This is a genomic window from Pseudoalteromonas prydzensis, assembly GCF_001661495.1.
Classification (GTDB): Bacteria; Pseudomonadota; Gammaproteobacteria; order Enterobacterales; family Alteromonadaceae; genus Pseudoalteromonas; species Pseudoalteromonas prydzensis.
This window is the reverse complement of sequence record NZ_BDDT01000008.1, coordinates 127,527-149,284: the sequence shown is the minus strand read 5'-3', so window position 1 is coordinate 149,284 and position 21,758 is coordinate 127,527. Positions and strand designations below refer to the sequence as shown.

Sequence of the window (21,758 nt, the reverse complement as noted above, 5' to 3'; positions counted from 1 at the left end):
TTCTCTATTCATTGTGATGATTGAGCAGACGTCGAGGGAGAGTCAGAAAACACAGGAATTCCCGTAAGTGCCTCTAGATCTGCGCTTCGAAGGTGAACTAAGCCTGCGGCTTTTATCATAGTTCGTTGCATATCTATGAGTTGCTGTTGCGTTGTCACCCACTCTATGTAGTTGTAGCGACCACTTTCATAGCCATCCCGCGCCAATTTCAATGCAGATTCCAATGTTGGGACGACATTGTCTTGAAGGGTCGTAACAGTGAGCAAGGCTTGGTCTTTTGCGCTAATGACTTGATTTAATTGGCGAGTGAGTTCACGAATTTTCGCTTGTTTTTGATAGTCTATACTGTCAAGCAATGCGCGCTGTTGTTCGTATTCACCTAGATTCCGCTGCTTGGTATTTAACGGCACCGAAATACTGGCGACTAACGCTGTGTCATCAATTCCCTGCATTCTTCGGATACCGGCTTCCCACGCAATGTCGAACTGCTGACTGGCCTGAACCACTCTCAATCTGGCCTCTTGTACCCGATAGTTATCAGCATAAAGCAGAACGTGTGGATTGCTTTGAAGCTGTGAAAGCATATGTTCAAGTGATAGTGAATTTGGAAACGATAACAGTGTCCCTTCAACTTCCGCAAACGCAGCGTTAGTGTCACCCCACATGATGGCCAGGTCGCGTTTATACTCATTGAGTTTTTGTTCACTTATCAATAACGACAAACGCGCCTGCGACAACGCTGACTCTGCACGTTTTTTCTCAAGTGGTGAAGAAGCCCCCGCTTCAACCCGTGTAGAGACTGTCTGAAGCATTGTGCGAGCCAGCATTTCAGCTCGTTGCTCAGTCTTGTGCAACGCTTGTTGGACAATGACATTGATATATCGTCGAGTTGTTTCACCCAAGATGTCCAGCGTACGAATGCGCCGTTGTGTAAGCAGTTGTGCTTTTTTTGAACTCACCACATTCATTCGGCCGCTGACTTTATCTCCAAGCTCGATGACCGACGATAAGGTCAGTGTCAATTCGGCATCTTTGATACCAGACACTTCGCCTGTTCCCAACACATTATCAACTTCAACCCCAACAGACATTTCAGGTCGTAAGCTGGCCATTTTTGATTCACCATCCAAAGCCGAAGATTTAAATTCGAACACAACTAAATCTGGGTTGTTTGATAATGTGCGTTTGAGCGCATTTTCAAGCGTGATTGAAGACTTTTGCGCATTGGCAGATTGAACAGATATGCTCATGGTTACCAGTGCAGCAGATATCAATTTCAGATACGCTGAGCTAGCTTTTTTTATGCCCAATGGGCGTGAAGAACTCATAAAAGAACCTTTTGTTCATAAGATAACGACATACATGGAAAGCACCCATGCAAACATATAGGAGGGAATGGATTAATGTTGAGGTGGGCGCAAAAGGCCTTCGACTAGGCCGTCAGTGAGGTTGCGGGAATAACTGTATTGATTGGTATATAACGGTTTAGATACGTCATTTATTGGGTGTTGTGCCAGAAACTTAATCTGTCCACATTGACACAGCACACAATGGAAACACTTAGGCTCTTCACTCGACGTATTATCACCAGCATTTACATTTTTTTCGGGAACATCATAAGTGCCTATCGACTTTGATTGTTCAGGGACTGACGATACCTCCGCAGGGTAGTCATCGCATTGAGCGGCGAACGAAAAGCCCGATTGACACATGAGCAAAGTAATAAGTAGCCATGCCAACCTACGCAGTTTTGATGTGCAATTAAAAATTGGCATTTTCTTATCAACTTTGCGCATTAAGCGCTCGCTGTCTTTCATTTCCAGCATCTTCGAGGATCATTTTTGCCCCGCGCAACACAACGCACGAAACTATCACACCGATAACCAGATCAGGCCATCGAGAATCGAGCCAAAACACCAAAACGCCAGCAGAGATAACACCTAAGTTGGCAATCACATCGTTGGCTGAAAATATCCAGCTTGCCCGCATATGCACTTCTTCATTTCTTTGTTTGCGTATGATCACAAGACAAATGACATTAGCAACCAGTGCAACTGCCCCCATAGCCATCATTAGTCCCGATACAGGTTCGCTACCGTAAATTGACCGTCTTACAATATCAATGATAATCAACACACCCAGTGCCATCTGAAAAAAGCCGCTAATTCTAGCCGCATTGGCTTTGTGCAATAGCGATTTACCAATAGCATAAAGGGCAACACCATAGACAACTGCGTCGGCGAGCATATCAAGTGAATCGGCTATTAATGCGGTTGAATTAGCAAGCAACCCGATCCCCATTTCTATAACAAACATTGTCGCGTTTATTCCCAAAAGCCAATACAAAACCTGTCGTTGAGACTGGTCTTTTATTTCAACTTCGCACCCACATCCGCTCATTAGAAACACACTCTTTACTGATGAATAGTATGAGTATAAAGTCTATACTTGGTATAGAGTCAACGGTTAGGAGAAAAAAATGAAAATTGGTGATGTCGCAAAGACGACAGGTTGTAGTATTCAGACCATTCGTTTTTATGAAAAGAAGGGGCTCTTGCCTGAGCTTAAGCGCTCAAGTGGAAATTATCGTGTCTACGACAAGGGGACTATTGAACAACTCCTGTTTATCAAACAGTGTCGTTCATTAGATATGTCTATCATGGAAGTAAAAACGCTAATGGACAGTCGTTCGAGGCCAGATCAGAGCTGTTCAAATATCAATACGTTAATAGCTAAGCATTTATCAGACGTCATTATTCGCATTGAAGAGCTAAACGTATTAAAGTCATCACTCGAAAATATGGCGTCATCGTGTGACCAAGACAAAACCATTAGGGACTGTGGTATTTTAAATTATTTACACACTTAAAATTGTAAGAAGAACACAATTTCACTGTGCGCGCTCACCTTAACTTGTATCTATCGGCTAACATTCGTCATTTGTGTAGATTTATAAGGCAAAAATCAATAGCCTGAACTTTTGATACTGAGTCAGCCATGCATATTCATTTGTGGCCCTACAAAGCGATTTACATCGGAATCAGTCCTGATAATGATGTTCATGCACATCATGCTGTCCAAATTTGCATTGGTTTAGACAAAGACATCTCGGTTCAAGATTACAAGGCACAAAGTATTCACACCGGACAATGTATTGTGATTTTCGAAGATGTCCCTCACAAGGTTTTGGCACAGGACAATCAGATTGTAGTCATCTATTTAGAGCCTGAAGATAGGCAAAACCAACAATTTCTCAAAGCCTTACGTCAAGCCAGGAGTGATGGAATTAATACTCTGCCGCTTACTAGCAAAGAATTGGGATCCATTTCTCAGCATCTATTTACTGACGTCGATATCGACAAAGTGTGGAAAACAGTAAATAAAGCGGTAGGGCTAGTCTATAGTCCTGCGCTTTCATCGCGCCCTGAGGATAAACGGGTACGAGCGGTCATCGACATTATTGCTTCGCAGAGAGGTTGTGCAATCGATATGGCGTTTTTATCATCGAAGGTTTTCTTGTCCCCAAGTCGTCTAACACTGCTCTGCATTTGATGTGTCGTACGGGTTATCTAAAGGCAAAAAAGCTTTCGTCCCCTGCTTGAAAGGTTCGTAATTTGTTGAAATGAAATCTATGAGATTACTGAACTCTTCACTACCCAGCGTAAGTTCACTTTTGGGACTATCTAATTCTAGTGTTTCACTATCAAGCCAACCCTTTGGCTTATTATACCGACCAAGCTTCAAGAACACTTCGTCTTCTGAGGTGTTATGAGGGATTTTCCAAAATATTGCTCGGGTCAACACTCTAGGTTTATCACGAATTATTTTAGCTAATCTATCTTTAATTTTTGCCATGATACCTCTTTATTTCCTCATCGCGTCCGGCGACCGTAGAGAGCGAGTTTAATGGCTTTGTTAGGCGATTTCATGTGTAACCTCGAACCCTATCTCTTTTAGGCTCAAATTGATTAGGTTTACACCAACTTCTTCTGCCCTTTCCCTTAATTTCTCCCAACGATCTGTGCCAATACTGGTTTTAGTATTTGTAACAACAACCAAATTAAAGGTGGGCTTTTTACCAGTAATTGAGGAGTAAGAATTCACTTGATCGTTAGACCGTCGGATGGATTGATTAATAAACATAAAAGCATGATCAGGATTTCGGGTCCACTTGACCTCAAAAATAGTGTCTGCTTTATCTCGTCCATTTGTAACAACCCCATCGAATTCAACTGATTGATTGCCCTTTCTAAAGCGCACGCCTCTTTCAATGCGCCCATATTCCTTTGACAGGTAACTGAGGGCTTTTTCCTCAACTTCAAATGACAACTTCATCCTTGATGTATTAGAAAGCTCTTGTAATTTTGAAAGGTCAATTTTTGTGATTGTAGATTCTTCCGTTTCTGACGGCTGCTCCGAGGTGTATTCTTCTTCTATTGCTTCCTCAGCTTTCCGGCGAATATTCTCAGCCTTACTTAGAGCTTCTTTCTTGTATTTGAAATAATTCTCATCTTTTCTGATTATGGCCGCCAAGTTCTGTAAAAATTCCAGCTCAGTAACAGCAGTTGCAACTATAAAGATAGCGGCAAAATATGTAGCCCAATGAGAAGAAAAGAAAGCTAGCGATGCTACAAGCATAATAGAAAACAACTTAGTCGCATGGCTTCTTTGCTTCAGCAAAAAAGTGATAAATAAGCACAGAATCGACACTATAAGTGCAACAGTACCGATGAAGCTTGCATAATTATCTGGTGGCACGATGTATTCCATTTACAGCCTAACATTTTAGTATTTATGCGACACGCATTTTGTATTGCATAATCGCTTGTTGGACTGAGCCGCTACCTGCTCGGTGTGTCAGAGTTGGTGTTGTTTATGCTATGGGAATTTGCTTTTTGGTGGCTCTCACTTTCCTAGCTAATTTAATCAGCTTAGCTAGTGTAATTTAAGCTTTCCCTGCATTGCTCAGCGCTTTTTATGTATTCATTACACCTAAATTTGGCTAGATTAGCAATTAATAATTGATTTCAAGCAACTACCTAGCAGATCACTTGTTCTGCTTTAGGTAATTTCCGTAGTTCGCTCAAAATCGACCTATAAAGTATTTACGTTAAATGATAATGGGGCAAAACCAATTTGCAAAATATGCAATTTGCTAACTCGAAAAGGGGCAAAAACGCGTTTGAATGCTTAGTCAATAACCCACAGCGTTGTGGTGAAGTCACGTTTTATGCTGTCCGGTGCCAATGTCGCGAAGTTGATTTATCGCCCCCTTACTTACCCTCCTTTATTTGTGAGGTAACAGTGATTTGCGGCCAATTAAAAGGGACTATTTTATTGAGGTTATATTTATCGCAGAGGTAGTTTTTAAGTGCATTTTCATCCAAGCGATCAATGGGAGTCTCGATTAAATATGCTTCGCCTTTACTCTCCTGCTCAATAGGGCATAGAACACCAGGCCTGAAAGTTTCTACGAACCGTGACTTTATAGCGCTGCTGTAATTCTCTGAAACACTATTAATGCATAGCCGACCAAACTCTCCACCTAATAGGAATGCCCCATCAATAATTGATCTATTATTGAAAAAATCACTATTTGTATAGTAATAACACTTCTTTATGCCTTTATTGAAGTCATCGCCCATATGGATAATGTCTTTATCACCATATAAAGAAGTTTCAAAAACACCTAATTGCTCACTCCGATACTGGCCGTCAGCTAGTAAGAAAACAAAACAATAATCAGCATTCAGCTTATTCTTCTGGGACATTAACTGACTAGAAGCTTTCCTTATTCGTTTGGAGATCGCATTATTCCGACCAATTACAGCCATTCTTTCGTAAACCTCACCTTTTTCGAAGGCTTCCTCTCTTTTTTCTATGAGATCTGAGCTATCAATTTTCGTCTTTAGCTCTATTAAGATTTTTTCATCGCCCAGCGCTATAAAAAAGTCTGGGGATTCCTCAGTAGACTCTGGGATTTTTTCTGCTTTTAAATCGTAAGCTTTAAAGAAATCTATTATGTAATCTTCTTCCCTGCTCATAAAAAAGTCCAACTTTTAACGCCCACCAAAGAGGCGGAAAATGCTTGGCTATAATTAGCGACGAAAGAGCTCGAGCCAAGCGTTTTGAGCCTTTTCTGATTGAGGTGATGTTATGTTTTAAATTGACCTAAGTCAGTAGCATTTCCATATTTGAATGTAAACGACGGATGGTAACTTTCAATAAAGCCATATTTATCAGGAGTAGCTTTTAAAATAGAGTATTGCTTATCTGCTTGTTTGGCTAATTTAAACAATTTATCACTCTCTACAAGGCTAATGTATCGAGTCAGTTCCTGTTTTAAAATAGTGTTCTTCTTAGCATTACCACCCGATGCTATTAATACAGGAGCATTACAAAATTTAATTTCATGATCTTTAGCAAACATTTTGGAATGAGTAGAGTTCTTTTTGATTTGGTTTATTGCATCATTTGAATGTTGGTTTTTGAGATTAAATAAATTGTATAACCTTATTGAGCCACCCGAATGCTTTTCTTTAAAGAGCTTAAATATATAGCGCATCAAAGGGTCTATAAAAAATTCTAAATATTTTTCTTGATCATCAGGTTCAACAAAGAACGGTAAACCTTTTGACCTTAACAATTCTGTTTTATCATCCTCGTTCATTGGTAATGCACTGCCAGGATTTAACAAAATAACATTAGCTAAAAAGTCCCAACTATCCCCAAATTGTAAGATAGTTTGATCTCTGAAAAATACTTCCGCTGAATCATCTTTTTCCCACCTAGCAAAACAACGCATTAATATAACTCCGAAACTTGAAAAAATAATAGCTTATTGAGCAGCGTTCGGATTGATTTATAACTACAAACTTACTAACTATAAAGAATTGGTTTAGGGTGAATGCGTTCTTTGTGCATCCCTTTCATTAACCGTTTGTTATATGGCAATTGTAAACAAATACACATTAATACTGTGCCAGATAAGAAACATCAATGCACCGCCGATTGCAAACTTAAACTGAAGGCCACAACATTTACCAGCATTAAACGAGTTACTTTCAAGTGCAGATGTAACACCACGAATGGCAGCATCAATCTCTTGAGAGTGTACAGGCTGTTTAGGGTGAACACCTTTCTTTAATTGCAACAAATTAAAATTTGAAAATGTTGTTGTTTGACACCAATTAATATATTTACAACCAAAGTAAAAGCTTAACCCCCAAAATAAGACTGATAAACCTAACGGTATATCTGTGCATGTAACTTTTAAGCCTGCTGTCTTATTAACAGTGAAAGCAATTGCTGATGCTACAATTGCCATCAAGAAATACGCATATTTATCTTGGCCTGCACGGTGCTGTTTATATAATTCTAGTAATTCAGGATCGGACAATTGATGCATACTCCTTTGCCATATAAACTTTTAATATTGCCCCAACGGGTCGTTTGTCTAACGAGCATTGGGCCGATTTAATCTTATCCACATTAATAGCAAAATATCCCTTATCTTTCTATATCAAATAAATAACAAATTGATAAATTTCTAATGAACAGACATAAACGACCGATAGGGTTGATTTTATGGCTATGGGAGAAGCCCAAAAATGTAAACAAAAATTTCCTGAGTGGATGATTTTTCGTTCATAGCTCATATCAGTCTGCAATTCTAATGAATAGAAAGCACCAAGTCTGGAAAACCGTTTTCCAGACCATAAAAAATTACACATTTCTTTGCGATTTTTCACTTTTTCTGGAAAAGCCTCCTAAACTAGATAATATGTAGCTTTCCAGAGTGTTTCCAGATTTGGATGTACAGAGTAATTTGTGACGATGCGCTAGCTCAAGGCTCAAGCGCTCAAAAAATAAAACCTTGCAGTTAACGCTGCAAGGTTTTTTTCGTTTTGGCTGGTGACTTTACTTACTATCCATAGCTACAAAGCTAATTCATCAATTTTATTTTTTAATCTTGGTAATGCGAAATCTAAAAAGCTTTTCATTTTTTGTGGCATATATTTTCGAGATTTATGCAGTAAATGCACAGGAACTTTCGCGGGTTCAAATTCAGCTAATATGACCTCAAGCGCGCCTTGCTCTAATGCATCTTTAACTTGGTAATGTAGCTGCTGAGTCACCCCTACTGAATTTATAGCAGCAGTAACAACTGATTTACTATCCGTAATCGTTAATCGAGAGGATATATTTACATTAAAAGCAATTTTAGAATCCGGAACAAGGTAACTCCAAGGTGGAGTTGTCATCGCCGTATTTAGTGATATACACGGGTAGTGAGTTAAGTCATCCGGGGTTTTTAACGTTTTGTGGGCAGCTAAAATCGATGGGCTTGCACAGGTTACCACCCGAATTTCTCCTACTTGAGTGGCTATCATTGAGCTATTTGGTAACGCACCAATTCTAACCGCCATATCAACATCATTATCAAACAGATTAATATTTCCATCCGACAAAATTAACTGCACATTTATGCTGGAATATAAGGACAAAAACTCAGTAACAATTGGCAATACATATAACCTGCCAAACATCACTGGTGCGGTGATGACCAACTCCCCTTTAGGCTCTGAATATTCGCCTTTTACCCCTTGTTCGGCCTCTTCAACTTGCTCGATAATTGCTTTGCAAGCACGAATATAATTTGCCCCAAAGTCCGTTAACGATAACTTTCTCGTTGTTCTATGTAATAGACGCACACCGAGCTGGTTCTCAAGTTCCGATATTTTTCGGCTTAGGGTTGGCAAAGGAACACTTAGCTCTTTACTTGCCGCAGAAAAACTACCAACTTCCACAACCTTAATTAACATAGACATTGCTTGTAACTTGTCCATTAATTATCTCATTTATTGAAAATATCCTTATCAAATTTACCGTATTATCTTTTAAATAACAAAATGTCATAGTGCAGCTATTAAATAAAGATAGGAAACATACTCTATGAACAGTTTATCTCCTGTAAACCCTCAAGCAGCTCTTGCCTATGATCATGTTGGTATTCGAGTCAGCAATAGACAAAAATCAGTCCACTTTTATGAACGTCTTGGATTCAAAGAAACCTATCGCATTGCAGAAGGCGAAGCGAATGAGATGGTTACTGCGAGCGGTGTTCGCATTAATCTTATTTTTAATGGTGCAAAAATAACAGGGCAAAAGAACACACTCCTAGATGAGCCGATAAAAAAACCAGGGATCACGCATCCTGCATTCATTATTAATAACATTAATGAATTTCAAGCTTGGCTATCTAAAGAAGGGATCACAATCACTGAGGGACCAAAAAAACTCGGCCCGAGAAGAATCGCTTTATTTATCCGTGATCCTGATGGGAATGTTCTTGAGTTCAATCAATTATTATCAGAGGAGACAAAAAATGAAATTATATGATTTAGCGTTATCAGGTAACTGTTACAAAGTAAGGTTATTTGCCTCATTGATCCATACACCATTAAATATTATTCCTGTTAACTTTATGCAAGGCGAGCATAAGCAAAGTAAATTAATGAAATTAAACCCTTGGGGAGAAATTCCAATACTTGAAGATGACAATATAGTGTTAAGAGATGGGCAAGCGATATTAGTTTATCTAGCCAATAAATATGGTGGTGAAGCATGGTGGCCTAGTGAAGCGCATTTACAAGCAGACGTTATGCAATGGCTGTCGGTCGCGGCGAATGAAATACAACATGGACCGAATAAAGCTCGGTTAATTAAAAAGTTTGCGGCCGAGTATGATCATGCTCAATGCGTGCTGCAATCAAATAAAATACTTACATTAATCGATTCTCACCTTATGAATAACCATTGGTTAGCAGCAAATCGCCCTACCATCGCTGAGTGTGCAATTTACCCTTATATATCTATCGCTCATGAAGGAGATGTAGAAGTAGATAAATACCCGCATATCAAACAGTGGATGAAAAGAATTGAGCAGCTACCAGGGTATATCCCTATGCCTGGTAGCTAACATTACCGTGTTTTAAACATGACCAAGCAATCCTTATTAGCTGGCACAAACCTTGTAACTATTCAGTTATAGCAACAATTTGCCCTTATTTACTGTGTAATTAAGCAATTATTACGCAGTAAGCAAGGCATTTTTACAAGGAGGCACTGTGTCTAAGTCTGCAATTTTATATCGTATGGTTACCGATGAGCATATTTGCCCATTCGGTTTAAAATCAAAAGATCTGTTGGAACGTAATGGCTACGATGTTGATGATCGCCACCTTACTAGCCGCGAGCAAACCGATGAATTCAAACAGCAACATGATGTAAAAACCACCCCGCAAACCTTTATTGATGATCAACGTATAGGTGGGTACGATGAGTTGCGCGACTTTTTTAATCTACCCGAAGCCGGCCAACAAGGCACAAGTTACACCCCGGTGTTAGCCATTTTTGCAGTCTCCCTATTACTAAGCTGTGGATTAAGTTATGCCAGTGGCGATGCTTTATTGTCGATGCAAAACTTAATGCTGTTTATTGCACTTTCGATGGCGGTACTAGCGATTCAAAAGCTACAAGATTTATATAGCTTTTCAAACTCATTTATTACTTATGACTTACTCGCCATGCGGATTGTGCCCTACGCCTATGTTTATCCGTTTATAGAGGCTTACGTGGCTGTAGGTATGGTCGCCAAACTCCCTGCGCATCTGGTTGCTCCTTTCTCGTTATTTATTGGTAGCATAGGAGCTATTTCGGTATTTAAAGCCGTGTATATCGATAAACGAGACCTTAAGTGTGCCTGTGTCGGTGGCGACAGCAATGTACCGCTAGGTTTTATCTCATTAACCGAGAATCTATTTATGATAGCCGCAGGTATTTGGATGCTAGCTAGTTGATAAAACGATGGGTATAGCTCACTAAATCGATAAACATCTATTACTAAAACTAACCTACTTTTGTTATCTAGTTTGGTATTGTAAAAATACTATGAAGTAAAACTACCACTAACATATTTATATCTGTCTAGGTTTTTCTGCTTTTACAAAAACGTTATTTCTCTGTGATACTTTTGCGATATTTATCATTCATTCTTTGTTGAGACATAAACTCAACGAGGAATAAAAATGAGATTACATACAGTTGGCTTAGCGCTAGGTTTGGCTTTCGGCAGTTTTAACAGCTTTGCGGCAGAGCTTGAAATTAAAGTTCAAAATATTACTCATGGCATGTACTTTGCGCCTTTACTGATCAGTGCCCACGATAGTGAGCAACACCTTTATGATCTTGGTGAGCAGGCCAGTTTAGCAATCCAAACGATGGCTGAAGGCGGTGATTTAAGCGGCCTAGTGACCGAACTAGAATCAGTCGGGGCAAACAACAGTGTCAACCCCGCTGCTGGCCCGTTATTCCCTGGTGCTACTACAAGTACAATGTTAACCACTAGCAGTGGAAATCAAATGCTTTCTATTACAGGTATGATGGTACCGAGTAATGACTGTTTTGTGGGCTTAGATAGTTGGCCTATTCCTAATGAAGCCGGTACATATGAATTCTATATAGATAGTTATGATGCCGGTACAGAAGCAAATGATGAGATACGTGGTGGTGGTGCCCCTGGCGAACCAGGCCTACCTACACTAGCGTTTTTTGATAGTGAAGTTGGTCATGGTGGCAGCGGCGTAACGTCTGTCGAAGCCAATCAAACTGTGCATGTGCATCGTGGCAGCATCGGCGACAGTGAACAAGAAGGTGGTATCAGTGATGTTGATAATACCTTGCATCGTTGGTTGAACCCTGTGGCGAAAGTTACTGTGATCGTTAAGTAAAGGAACAGACATGAACCTCAATCTTAAAAAAATAACATTCGCCAGTGTTATTATTAGCGGTACACTGGCACTTGTAGCGTGTAACGACAATGATAAAGATGACGTTATGATACCGCCCCCTCCACCTGCTATGGTCAGTTATGACGTGACTGTAGTTAATCTGACCGAAGGTCAACTGTTGTCACCCATTGCTGCGGTATTACATACCACGGGTGAGTTATGGGAACTCGGGCAGCCGGCCTCAGTCGCACTGGAAAAATTAGCTGAGAGTGGTGATAGCCAAGACTTGGTTGCCCAAGACTTTGTCATGTCATCTGCGTCTGCTGACGACCCAACTATGCCAGGCGAGAATGAAATGCTAACTCTGAGTATTGAAGAGCAAGCCAACATTAAATTATCAGTTGCTAGTATGTTAGTGAATACAAATGATGCTTTCATCGGTCTCAATAGTATTGAACTGAGTAATTTGGCTATTGGAGAAAGTTTAACCTTTACCACTTTTGCCTATGATGCAGGCACAGAAGCAAATACTGAGTCTGCGTCTACTGTGCCAGGTCCTATTGTGGGTGGTGAAGGATATAACGCCATACGTGATGATGTACGAGATATGGTGCTGATGCATGCTGGTGTGGTCTCAAGTGCTGATGGTTTGGCAAGTTCAGCACTTTCGCAAGCACAACGCTTCGATAACCCAGTGGCGAAAGTACTAATTACGCGTACGGAATAACAAAAAAGGATACCAACATGGTAGAAAAGGTCTTGATTGTTGAAGATGATCTGGACATTGCCGATCTTGTTAGGGTTAACCTACACGAATTGGGCATACAGACTGAACATCTCGCCGACGGCCAATCTGCTATGTTGCACCTTGCAACCGAGTCATATAGTTTGCTATTGCTGGACATTATGTTACCTAATGTCAGTGGCTTGGATATATGCCGCCACGTCAGGCAACACCATCCTGAACAGGCGATCATTATGCTTACAGCAAAAGACTCAGAAATGGACAGAGTGCTGGGGTTAGAGTTAGGAGCAGATGATTATATGACTAAGCCATTTAGTGTAAGGGAATTGCAAGCAAGAGTAAGGGCGCAACTACGTAAAGTGCAATTGTTGCGAGGGCAGATTGATAAGCAAGCACAAGACACTTATTTCAATTTAGGTAATCTGCATATTGATCTAGCTGGACGCCAAGCGAAAATAAGTACACAAGTGTTAGATCTCACTGCCACTGAGTTTGAACTCCTGCATTATTTGGCTAAGCATCCTAATAAAGTGTTTAGCCGCAGTCATTTGTTAGAATCAGTATGGGGTTACCACCATAGCGGTTACGAACACACTGTTAATTCTCATATTAATCGTTTGCGAGCCAAAGTTGAACATGATGCGGCGGCGCCGCAAATTATTCAGACTGTATGGGGCGTGGGCTATAAATTAAATGCTCTAGGTCTCAGCTGATGCGCTTATCTCTTTATCAACGTTTGGCCCTATCAATGGTGGCTATTTTTATATTGATGATGGCTGTGATCTTATGGTGGAGTAGCTATTTGCAAATTAAGGTTAAACAAGAAGCTGAGCAGCGTTTGCACCTCTCTTTAGCCGAACATTTAGTGCACGATAATCCCTTGTTAGCGCAGGGTAATTACGATAACGAAGCACTGCAAAACCTCTTTCACACTTTAATGTTACTCGGACCAAGTTTTGAGTTTTATTATATCGATCTCAATGGCAAGATCCTCAGTTACTCAGCTGAACCCGGAAAAGTTAAACGCCAATTTATTGATCTTAAACCGCTCAAACACTTGCTACAGCATCCAAGTCATCTGCCTATTTTAGGCGATGATCCACGACATGCCGATTTACAAAAAATATTTTCAGTGGCGCCAGTACAAGTAGACAATCAAACACAAGGTTATCTTTATATGATTATTGGTGGTGAGGTATATGACTCTGTATTAGCCTCAATCAGTAGTGATCAGCCCTTACAGAAAATGGCAATGATATTGTTGTTAGCCTTATTGTTTCTATTAATTTTACTGCTAGGTATGTTCCGATTCTTTACCATACCACTAAAAAAACTTACCGAAGATATGACGTCTTTTAAAGCCGGTAATGGCCAAACTAAGGCTCTAAATCAGTGGCCAAACAACAGTAATAACGAAATCCACCGGCTGGGTTGTGCGTTCACGGCTATGGTCGCGCAAATTCAACAGCAATGGCTTCAATTGCAAGGTTTGGATCAACAACGACGAGTATTGCTTGCCGATTTATCCCACGATCTCCGCACCCCCTTGGCTAATTTACAAGGTTATATTGAAACATTAGCATTAAATGACACCACATTGAATCAGGTTGATAGACGTAAATTTATCGATATTACTCTAAAAAATGCACGTATTCTCAAACGTTTAGTTGACCAAATATTTGAATTAGCCTATTTAGAAGGTGGGCAAGTAGCCTTAAATAATGAGTCTTTTCCACTGGGAGAATTACTGCATGATGTCGTAGCAAAGTTCACCCTAAAAGCGAATGAAAAGAAAATAACCTTACATGTTCAGCCTGTAGAGTGCCCGTATCACATTTTTGCTGATATCGCTAAGCTTGAGCGGATACTTACCAATTTGTTAGAAAATGCAATTCGTCATACCCCTCCAAATGGCCAAATCAGTCTTCTGGTCAGTACTAGCGATGACAAGGTGAGAGTCGATGTACGTGATACCGGTGTTGGGATCAGCCAGAAAGAGTTAGCATATATTTTTGATGCGCGTTACCGTGCTAGTAACTCTGGAGAAGATAAAGCGCAGCACGCGGGGTTGGGATTGGCCATAAGTAAGAAATTGCTTCTCTTATTTGATTCCGATTTACTGGTACAAAGCGAGCTAGGAAAAGGAACCTGTTTCAGTTTTTATCTGAGTAAAACCTAACCATTCAATTCCTATGGAGTTAACTTGTTCTAGCAGCAAGGCGATATGACTTGGTGAACACTAAACGCGATATAGTTTGATGGTCGGTAGTTCTTTGAACTTACCGACAACCTAAATACAAGTTAGCACCAAGTCACTTTATTACTGCTCTACCGTGGTTAAATCTGCAAAATTTAGCTAGTATGGCCGAGTGTTATTTTTTATTAACGCCCGATCAATTAGGAATTTATGAACACTGATATACTGCTACACCCAGTTTTAATTTCATTGGCAATTTTCGTTATTGCGTTTTGCCTAAAGGTGCTAGTTGATAAATTAGCGCGACATCGCGCCGAAAAAAAGCAACGAGATATAAGGTACATTTCCCACAACATTAAGCACTTTATCAACTTAGTGGTGGTTTTGTTGCTGTTGTTTGTATGGTCTACTGAAATTCAGAATTTTGCGCTGTCTGTCGCGGCTTTTGCGGTAGCGATTGTGTTTGCCACCAGAGAATTTATTCAATGTATTATTGGCTTTTTCTACTTGGTGACAACACGGCCATTTAGAGTTGGCGATTGGGTTCAAGTTGGTGAGTATTACGGTGAAATTGCTGAAACAGATTGGATCAAAACCACCATGCATGAAATTGATATGCACTCTTATCAATTTTCTAGAAAAACCATATACATACCAAATAATAAGCTGATCACCAGCCCAATTAAAAACTTAAACTTTGTGAAACGATTTACCACCCACCATTTTGCGATTGTGCGTAAAGAAAGCTTTAACCCGTACCCCATTTACGCCACGCTACTCGATAAAGCAAAGCATTATTGCGAAGACTTTCATGATGTAGCAAGTCGATATAATGCAATTATCGAAAGAAAGTTAGACGCAAAGATTTCTGGCCCTGCACCTGAAATACACTTTAGCACCACTGAGCTTGGTAAATTTAAAGCAAGCTTCACGTTATTCTGCCCAACCGATCAAGCACTAGAAATAGAGCACAAGCTAACCGAGTATTTTATGGCACTTTGGTACAGTGAAGCTGCAAAACAAGAAAGCAATAACTCCCCATATAGCAAAACTACTTAAGATAATAGTTTGTAAACCTTGTCACTATACAGGTAGAGCTTAACTCACTTGATTAAAAATAAAGTGAGTTAAGCTTTTAATGCTAGCCGCCTGTTCTAAGATCTCGCTCAAACTCAGTTTCAGTTTTCACTGGCTGACAATGGGTTTGCACAGTACTTTTATTTGCTTCATCTTTGTCGGTGCTAAAAATAGTATAGTTGTAGTCTGTTTCGACTTCACCACCTAGGCACTCATGCTCTGCAAACACCTCATTTCCATGGCCATCTTTTACTTCTTGTGATGCACACCCTGCTAGGAGTAAAAACACAGTTAAAACTGATACAAATTTCATAATTCCCTCTGTCAAAATTTTAGTAAATTATAGTTCATATTCAACGTGAACTGAGGGAAGCTTGTTAAGTAATGGCAGTAGTGATCTTTCTCTTATTAAATCACGACGTTCATCCTCTAACATTTCTCGCTCCCGGTGCAGCTCTTTACGTTTATTACTGCCAACCGTTTCAGCACTTAATTCATCCCTAATGGTATTAAGCCGCCACTCTATTTCATCTAGTCGCTGTTCTATTTCAGCTTTTCTTTCTTCAAGCTGATAACGGTCATTACCCTCTTGCCATGCTTTTCTAAACTGGGTGTTATTACACACCCCATTATATGATTCGCCGCGTATGCCCAATGTAAAACCGTTTTCTGGTTCACAATACACAGCGAGCCCTTGTTGGTAACTAGCTTGATACTCACTTAACTGCGCAGTAATACCAAATTCACGACAAGTGGCTATAATTTCTTTGCCACGCTCATATGTATAGCCTTGTTGGCCATGGCTGTAACCTAACTGCTGCCAATTAGCTTCTGCGCACTCTTGTTGAGATAAAGAAGTACACCCTGATAGCACTATGAAAAATAACAAAAGCAAAACACGATGAGACATTTATTTCCTAACATATCAGGGTTTAATTAAGTCCCTATTTTGTATTACCATTTAGACAAAGTGAACAGTGAAAGTGTAACTAGATATTTTACTGTTTAGCCATCGCTCTTCGCCCTTGCAACTTTACAGCTAAAGAGCCAATTCCCAGCAGCAATTACAATAACCATATACCAAACTCTTTTATGCAAATATATCGGCTGGATTAGTAGACACATATATTTGCTGAGTATATAAAATACATAGCCAACCGATTAATTAACTTATGAAACGATTTCAGCCACGGCAAGTTGTCGAATTTATGGATTTTTTCAGTAGCAAGTTTAACCTCTGAAGATAAGCAGACTCCAATAATACAAACTTACCGGAAGTAATATCTATTTGCCCACCAGCAAAGCTAGGAGCGAAAATCCCTTTTTAACACACCTGTTCATCTGCTTTTCTTTATGACAGAACCATAGAGTTATCCGTCACCATGAGAGACGAGCTACTACAGATTTTTCATCAGCAAGCAGCGAAAACGACCAACCATTACGCTCGCACAGCCGTTTCACAATACCTAAACCTAATCCATATCCATGAGGTGATGACGCCTCTGTAGATATGCAACTGCTTTCAATATTGTTGTGCGCCTGATTAGTGACTAATAGCTCACGCTCTTTAATACGAATTATAATTGGCCCTTGATCGGTGAGCGTATGTTCAAACGCATTGCGTACCAGATTATTCAGCGCGATAGAAAAAGCTTGTGGATGCCCATGAACTATGGGATTTGTGAGTTGCTCTATTTCAACATCGACCAGCTTACCGCTCAGTAAATGACGCTGCATGTCTATCGCTTGATTTACCAATGGCATTACTAAAAACTGCTCATCATACAACCCATCGTCAGATTCGCGTGCAAGCCACAAGAACATTTCAATGGTGGTTTTCATATCCACTGTCGCGCGCCTAATTCTGTCTAGCGCCTTCTCATCGGCTATTGATAAACTACTTTGCGCTAACAACTCAATTGCGCCTGTTATTACCGTGATCGGCGTGCGTAACTCATGACTAGCAGAATCAGTAAAGTATCGCTCTCTGGCAACAAATGCGCTGATACGTTCCAATGTCTGCTCTATGGTTCTAGCAAGCATGCCAACTTCATCATCGGTGAACCGGCTGGAATCTATACGTTTATGATCTTCGCTTGATAGTTTTTCAGGATCGATATCGGCAACGGCTTTAGCTAGTTGTGTTACAGGAGCAACAGCTCGTCGCATCACCACAATGCCCAGTCCGAAACCAAACATTCCTAGCGTACCGACAACACCGCTGATAATGAGCAGCAGCCACCAATCCTCTGACGACGAAGCCTCGATGCCTGCAACATCAAAAACCACAAAGGCAGGTGATTGTTTATTGTTACTAGCTATCACGGCAACATGCAATTCTTCGCTATCGAACTCGTATAGCCCCAATTCAGGGTTTGTTTGCGCCCATTGTTTAAGTGATTGGGGTAAATTATCAAGCGTGTCGTACCCGCGAAGATTTGTTGTTATAGCTGGATAGTTATCAGCTGCAACCTGTAGTTGTTGTGTTAGCACACGGTCTTCACTTAACCTGACAGCCGCGAAGAAAGCAAAGCCCCAAACAATGCTAAGTACAGCAACACATAATGCAAATGCAATAGCGACACGCTTGCGTAAACTGTGTCGATACATTATTGCTTATCCTCTGCAATTCGATATCCGATACGATGCACAGTGTGGATCAGCGGACTATCAAACGGCCTATCGATAGCTTGTCGTAACTTGTACATATGGGAACGAAGCGCATCACCATCGGGACGTTCGTCAGCCCACAACAAAGTTTCAAGCGTATCGCGGGCCACTACTGACGGCGCCTGTTCCATTAATCGTTGCAGTAATTTCATGCCTGTTGGGTTGAGCTCGACACATCGCCCCGCGCGATGAACTTGTAAAGTGGATTTATTTAGAGTCAGTTCGCCGACAATTAACAGGTTATCGGTTTTTCCATGACTGCGTTTGTACAGCGCTTGCAGTCTTGCATGTAGCTCTTGTAATGCAAATGGCTTGACCAAATAGTCATCGGCTCCCGCCGCAAACCCCTTCAGTTTATCATCCAGCGTGTCTCTGGCCGTTAGCATAAGTACAGGGGTTTCTAGTTTGGCATCCGCTCGTAACTTTTGGCAAAAACTTAGGCCGTCCATCCCTGGCAGCATCAAATCAAGAACAATCACATCAAACGAAGTGGTCAACGCTAAGTGCATCGCACTGATACCATCATAGGCAAAATCCAGTATATAACTGTGCTGTTCGAGATAGGCGGCAATGTTTTCACAAATGTCGCGGTTATCTTCGACAATCAAAGCTCTGATAGGCGTTGCACTGAGTGCGTTTACCATTTTCTATGCTCCCTTACCATGCATAATCTAATCGCAAGCCTATGAGTGGCTCTGCTTCGCTATCGTCTACGACTTCAATGCCTCGGCGGTAGTCAAACTCAGTGTCGTCACTTGATGATGCTGCCGTGACATTAATAACATCGAGAAAAGCAGTTACATCTATGGGGCCAAACGCACGTCGATAGTCAACGCGAAGGTTCAACGAACCGGAACCACTTTTGCGACCAACATTACGCTCAGTGATCTCTTTAGAATAACGTAAAGGTTGTCCTGGCCCCAATACGTCTGAATGAATTATAAATTCGTCATCTGGCCTACCAGAAAGATATTTGTAGCGCCCTGCGACTTTCCAGCGATCGCTGATCTCCCAGATCAAACCTAGAGTAGCAACATGCTCACGACTAAATTCAGCGGCTACATCACCCCGACCATCTTTACGATCTATGACAGCATCATTGTAAGAATAGGTTGCGCTCGCGTAAAGACCTTCATAAATTGCACCATTAAGGACAAAATCAATACCATACGAGGTGCCATCACCAATGTTTGCATACGTTCCGCTGGTTCGATCAAGATCAACCACTAGATCGTCGAGATTTTGATAATAAGCTTCGCTTAACAGTGACCAATTACTGCTCGGAAAGTATTTGAAACCAACACTCGCGTGGGTGATTTTTTCGGTCTTAAGGTCATTGGATTCGTTCGCTGCAAGCTCTAAATACCGTGGCGATTGATGAAAGAGCCCTGCTGTTGCAAAATATCTAACTGTTTTGCTCGGCTGCCAATTAACGTTAAATCTTGGCGATGCAAAACTTTCATCAGCAAAACCATCCCGTTCGAAGCGTAATCCAGTACCAAAATCCCAATCACCAAATTCAAAAACTTGATCTACGTAGCCAACATAGCTGGTTTCTTTCTGGTTCATTGTGGAGTCGATGCTCTCAGGCGTCAGTACAATATAGTATTGTTCAGGATCTGGCCTAAAGTCATCCTCATCGTAGACATAGCGATTCCAATCACCATCTAAAACGGTGCTGTAGTCCAGCTCTATCTGCGTTATTCGTAGCCCAGCACTGAACAACCCCCATTGGTTTACAGTCTCAAAATCGCTTCGCCAGCCAAGCTCAGTTTCACCTTCAGTAATGGTTATAATATCCTCCCTTACTGGGTAATCTGAGGCTGGTGTTTCTGCTGGTACTAGATCAGGATAAGCTTCACCTTCTGAACTCACTTTATCACTGTTGCGATAGTAAAACTTATTAGTCCAAACTGCAGTTTCACCGAGTAAAGTTCGCCATGTAAGACCATATAAATCACTATCTTGCTCAGAGTCTTGCAGCGCTGTATCTTCAAAATTAGGTGATTCGGCAACGTGTTTAACGCCGCGAGTATAGTCTTCGTGAGTATCTATTAGCAAAATTTCAATAGTGTTATCTTGATTGATGGGAATGACCGATTTTAGTATCACGTCCCTTAATACTGGTTCCCCAATATCTAGCTCTTCAATGGTTTCAAACAAAGCACCAAAGTCCAATCGTCTTGCAGAAAAAAGCATAGTTGCATCATCAGTAATACCCATAGGCCCATCGTAACCTACTTCATAACCGGCAAGATCATAACGAAAGCTTGCTGAAGGGCTTGGATTGCCATCGGCGACATCGAGTTGCAGTAGCGATGCTGCACGGCCCCCATAAGCTGGTCCCCAGCCACCGGGGGAAAATTCAGCACCACTAATAACGTTTGGTGCAAAAATCGAGAAGCGGCCGCCTCCACCAACATCTTGTTCTTCGCCTAATGTCGCATCAAAATGTATCGCTTTATCAAAAGGAAAGTCATCAACGAATAACAAATTATCTCTTGGTCCACGGCCGCGAACACTGAAACTTGCAAATTCACTGTCGGATGCAAGCCCTGGCAAGCCATCCAACGACAGCAATGGATCCGCACCACCGCCAACCGCACTTCGTAGCGACTCTCTGTCAAGATAAGTACTAGAACCAGACGAAAATACATCAGCTTGCTGTGCCCGCACTTCTACAACTTCAATAGTTTGCTCTCTCAGCTCGAATTCTAGCTTAATATTTTTACGTGTAACGACACGCACACTGGACTCATACAATGAAGCAAAGCCGCTTTTGGCTACGTTGACTGAGTAAAGGCCTGAGTCAAGTTGTGCTGCAGTGATGCGACCTTGTTGATCGGTTGCTAAAGTTTGCGTGAATGCGGTTTCTCGTTTCTTGATAGTGATCTGCACATTTGCCAAAGGCCGGTCAGTTGCGTGATCTTTTACTATAAAGGTCAGCGCCCCTGGCGCCTCAGCAGCATGGCTAAATAATGGCAAACCAATTAGCAATACCCACAAGGTCAACCACAATAGCCGTCTTAATTGCCCGTTCATATCGCTATCCCCTTAATTGTTAACCACACGACCTCTTTTAACTGCCTGCTCATTTTACTCTCCTTACAAAAATCAACTATAGCGCTGTGATGAATGTAAGGAGTCTAGCAAAGCGAATGTGACTAAAAAGTCGCTAAAATGTAAATGTGATAGCAAGTTGGCAATTTATCTTAGCCATTAGAGCAAAGCTGTAGTTTGAAGATTTTCAAGTTCTGGCAGGTCGTTAAGAAGCGAT

At 41.0% G+C, this 21,758-nt stretch carries 24 protein-coding genes; 10 read left to right on the top strand and 14 right to left on the bottom strand.

From position 1 onward, the window contains the following. Positions 1-8: 8 nt before the first annotated feature. From A7968_RS15235 to A7968_RS15225, 3 genes are all read right to left on the bottom strand, one after another. Positions 9-1,328, bottom strand: a complete 1,320-nt coding sequence (locus A7968_RS15235) for a TolC family protein (RefSeq protein WP_055022426.1) — start codon at positions 1,326-1,328, stop codon at positions 9-11. 72 nt (positions 1,329-1,400) lie between these two features. Further along, the gene (locus A7968_RS15230; protein WP_227008878.1) at positions 1,401-1,817 is read right to left on the bottom strand and encodes a hypothetical protein; all 417 of its coding nucleotides are present in this window, start codon (positions 1,815-1,817) and stop codon (positions 1,401-1,403) included. Beyond that, the gene (locus tag A7968_RS15225) at positions 1,783-2,400 is read right to left on the bottom strand and encodes a cation efflux transmembrane domain-containing protein (protein WP_010554767.1); all 618 of its coding nucleotides are present in this window, start codon (positions 2,398-2,400) and stop codon (positions 1,783-1,785) included. The genes A7968_RS15230 and A7968_RS15225 overlap by 35 nt, the downstream gene beginning before the upstream one ends. Positions 2,401-2,479: 79 nt before the next feature. On the opposite strand from A7968_RS15225, the gene cadR reads away from it, so the two are divergent. Both cadR and A7968_RS15215 read left to right on the top strand, forming a co-directional pair. Next, a complete protein-coding gene (gene cadR, locus A7968_RS15220) occupies positions 2,480-2,869 on the top strand; it encodes a Cd(II)/Pb(II)-responsive transcriptional regulator (RefSeq protein WP_024606396.1) in 390 nt (129 codons plus the stop codon). Positions 2,870-2,997: 128 nt separating this feature from the next. Next, positions 2,998-3,552, top strand: coding sequence for a hypothetical protein (locus tag A7968_RS15215; protein ID WP_064667426.1), 555 nt, complete (start codon positions 2,998-3,000; stop codon positions 3,550-3,552). Here A7968_RS15215 and A7968_RS15210 read toward each other — a convergent pair. The 6 genes from A7968_RS15210 to A7968_RS15185 all read right to left on the bottom strand — a co-directional run bounded on the left by A7968_RS15210 (position 3,532) and on the right by A7968_RS15185 (position 8,849). After that, positions 3,532-3,855, bottom strand: coding sequence for a hypothetical protein (locus tag A7968_RS15210; protein ID WP_064667425.1), 324 nt, complete (start codon positions 3,853-3,855; stop codon positions 3,532-3,534). The genes A7968_RS15215 and A7968_RS15210 overlap by 21 nt on opposite strands. Positions 3,856-3,915: 60 nt before the next feature. Further along, positions 3,916-4,770, bottom strand: a complete 855-nt coding sequence (locus tag A7968_RS15205; protein ID WP_064667424.1) for a hypothetical protein — start codon at positions 4,768-4,770, stop codon at positions 3,916-3,918. 503 nt (positions 4,771-5,273) lie between these two features. Next, entirely contained in the window at positions 5,274-6,044 is a 771-nt protein-coding gene (locus A7968_RS15200; protein WP_064667423.1) for a hypothetical protein, read from the bottom strand. Between the two features lie 110 nt (positions 6,045-6,154). Continuing rightward, entirely contained in the window at positions 6,155-6,805 is a 651-nt protein-coding gene (locus tag A7968_RS15195) for a hypothetical protein (protein ID WP_064667422.1), read from the bottom strand. Positions 6,806-6,943: 138 nt separating this feature from the next. Beyond that, positions 6,944-7,408 (bottom strand): hypothetical protein, encoded by a 465-nt coding sequence (locus A7968_RS15190; RefSeq protein WP_064667421.1) that lies wholly within the window; start codon positions 7,406-7,408, stop codon positions 6,944-6,946. A 529-nt stretch (positions 7,409-7,937) separates the two neighbouring features. After that, positions 7,938-8,849, bottom strand: coding sequence for a LysR family transcriptional regulator (locus A7968_RS15185; RefSeq protein ID WP_064667420.1), 912 nt, complete (start codon positions 8,847-8,849; stop codon positions 7,938-7,940). Positions 8,850-8,955: 106 nt separating this feature from the next. On the opposite strand from A7968_RS15185, the gene A7968_RS15180 reads away from it, so the two are divergent. The 8 genes from A7968_RS15180 (at position 8,956) to A7968_RS15145 (ending at position 15,793) form a co-directional block, all read left to right on the top strand. Further along, positions 8,956-9,402, top strand: coding sequence for a VOC family protein (locus A7968_RS15180; RefSeq protein ID WP_064667419.1), 447 nt, complete (start codon positions 8,956-8,958; stop codon positions 9,400-9,402). Then, complete coding sequence (locus A7968_RS15175; protein WP_064667418.1) at positions 9,389-9,982, top strand: glutathione S-transferase family protein; 594 nt, start codon at positions 9,389-9,391, stop codon at positions 9,980-9,982. The genes A7968_RS15180 and A7968_RS15175 overlap by 14 nt, the downstream gene beginning before the upstream one ends. 148 nt (positions 9,983-10,130) lie before the next feature. After that, positions 10,131-10,862 (top strand): MauE/DoxX family redox-associated membrane protein, encoded by a 732-nt coding sequence (locus A7968_RS15170; RefSeq protein ID WP_064667417.1) that lies wholly within the window; start codon positions 10,131-10,133, stop codon positions 10,860-10,862. A 228-nt stretch (positions 10,863-11,090) separates the two neighbouring features. Continuing rightward, the gene (locus tag A7968_RS15165) at positions 11,091-11,792 is read left to right on the top strand and encodes a spondin domain-containing protein (RefSeq protein WP_064667416.1); all 702 of its coding nucleotides are present in this window, start codon (positions 11,091-11,093) and stop codon (positions 11,790-11,792) included. A gap of 10 nt (positions 11,793-11,802) precedes the next feature. After that, positions 11,803-12,519 carry a spondin domain-containing protein gene (locus A7968_RS15160; RefSeq protein WP_064667415.1) on the top strand — a complete coding sequence of 239 codons (717 nt, stop codon included), beginning with the start codon at positions 11,803-11,805 and terminating at the stop codon, positions 12,517-12,519. 17 nt (positions 12,520-12,536) lie between these two features. Beyond that, positions 12,537-13,250 (top strand): winged helix-turn-helix domain-containing protein, encoded by a 714-nt coding sequence (locus tag A7968_RS15155; protein WP_064667414.1) that lies wholly within the window; start codon positions 12,537-12,539, stop codon positions 13,248-13,250. After that, positions 13,250-14,716: a sensor histidine kinase gene (locus A7968_RS15150; RefSeq protein WP_064667413.1), complete on the top strand. Its 1,467-nt coding sequence runs from the start codon at positions 13,250-13,252 to the stop codon at positions 14,714-14,716. Before A7968_RS15155 ends, A7968_RS15150 begins: the two co-directional genes overlap by 1 nt. 228 nt (positions 14,717-14,944) lie before the next feature. Continuing rightward, the gene (locus tag A7968_RS15145) at positions 14,945-15,793 is read left to right on the top strand and encodes a mechanosensitive ion channel domain-containing protein (RefSeq protein ID WP_064667412.1); all 849 of its coding nucleotides are present in this window, start codon (positions 14,945-14,947) and stop codon (positions 15,791-15,793) included. 82 nt (positions 15,794-15,875) lie between these two features. On the opposite strand, the gene A7968_RS15140 is transcribed toward A7968_RS15145, so the two are convergent. The 5 genes from A7968_RS15140 to A7968_RS15120 form a co-directional block, all read right to left on the bottom strand. After that, entirely contained in the window at positions 15,876-16,124 is a 249-nt protein-coding gene (locus tag A7968_RS15140; RefSeq protein ID WP_064667411.1) for a hypothetical protein, read from the bottom strand. Between the two features lie 27 nt (positions 16,125-16,151). Next, a complete protein-coding gene (locus tag A7968_RS15135) occupies positions 16,152-16,721 on the bottom strand; it encodes a DUF2799 domain-containing protein (protein ID WP_064667410.1) in 570 nt (189 codons plus the stop codon). Positions 16,722-17,188: 467 nt separating this feature from the next. Continuing rightward, entirely contained in the window at positions 17,189-18,421 is a 1,233-nt protein-coding gene (locus tag A7968_RS15130; protein ID WP_227008877.1) for a sensor histidine kinase, read from the bottom strand. Then, complete coding sequence (locus tag A7968_RS15125) at positions 18,421-19,125, bottom strand: response regulator transcription factor (RefSeq protein ID WP_443094089.1); 705 nt, start codon at positions 19,123-19,125, stop codon at positions 18,421-18,423. Before A7968_RS15125 ends, A7968_RS15130 begins: the two co-directional genes overlap by 1 nt. A 13-nt stretch (positions 19,126-19,138) precedes the next feature. Further along, positions 19,139-21,523, bottom strand: coding sequence for a TonB-dependent receptor (locus tag A7968_RS15120; protein ID WP_064667408.1), 2,385 nt, complete (start codon positions 21,521-21,523; stop codon positions 19,139-19,141). Positions 21,524-21,758: the final 235 nt, after the last annotated feature.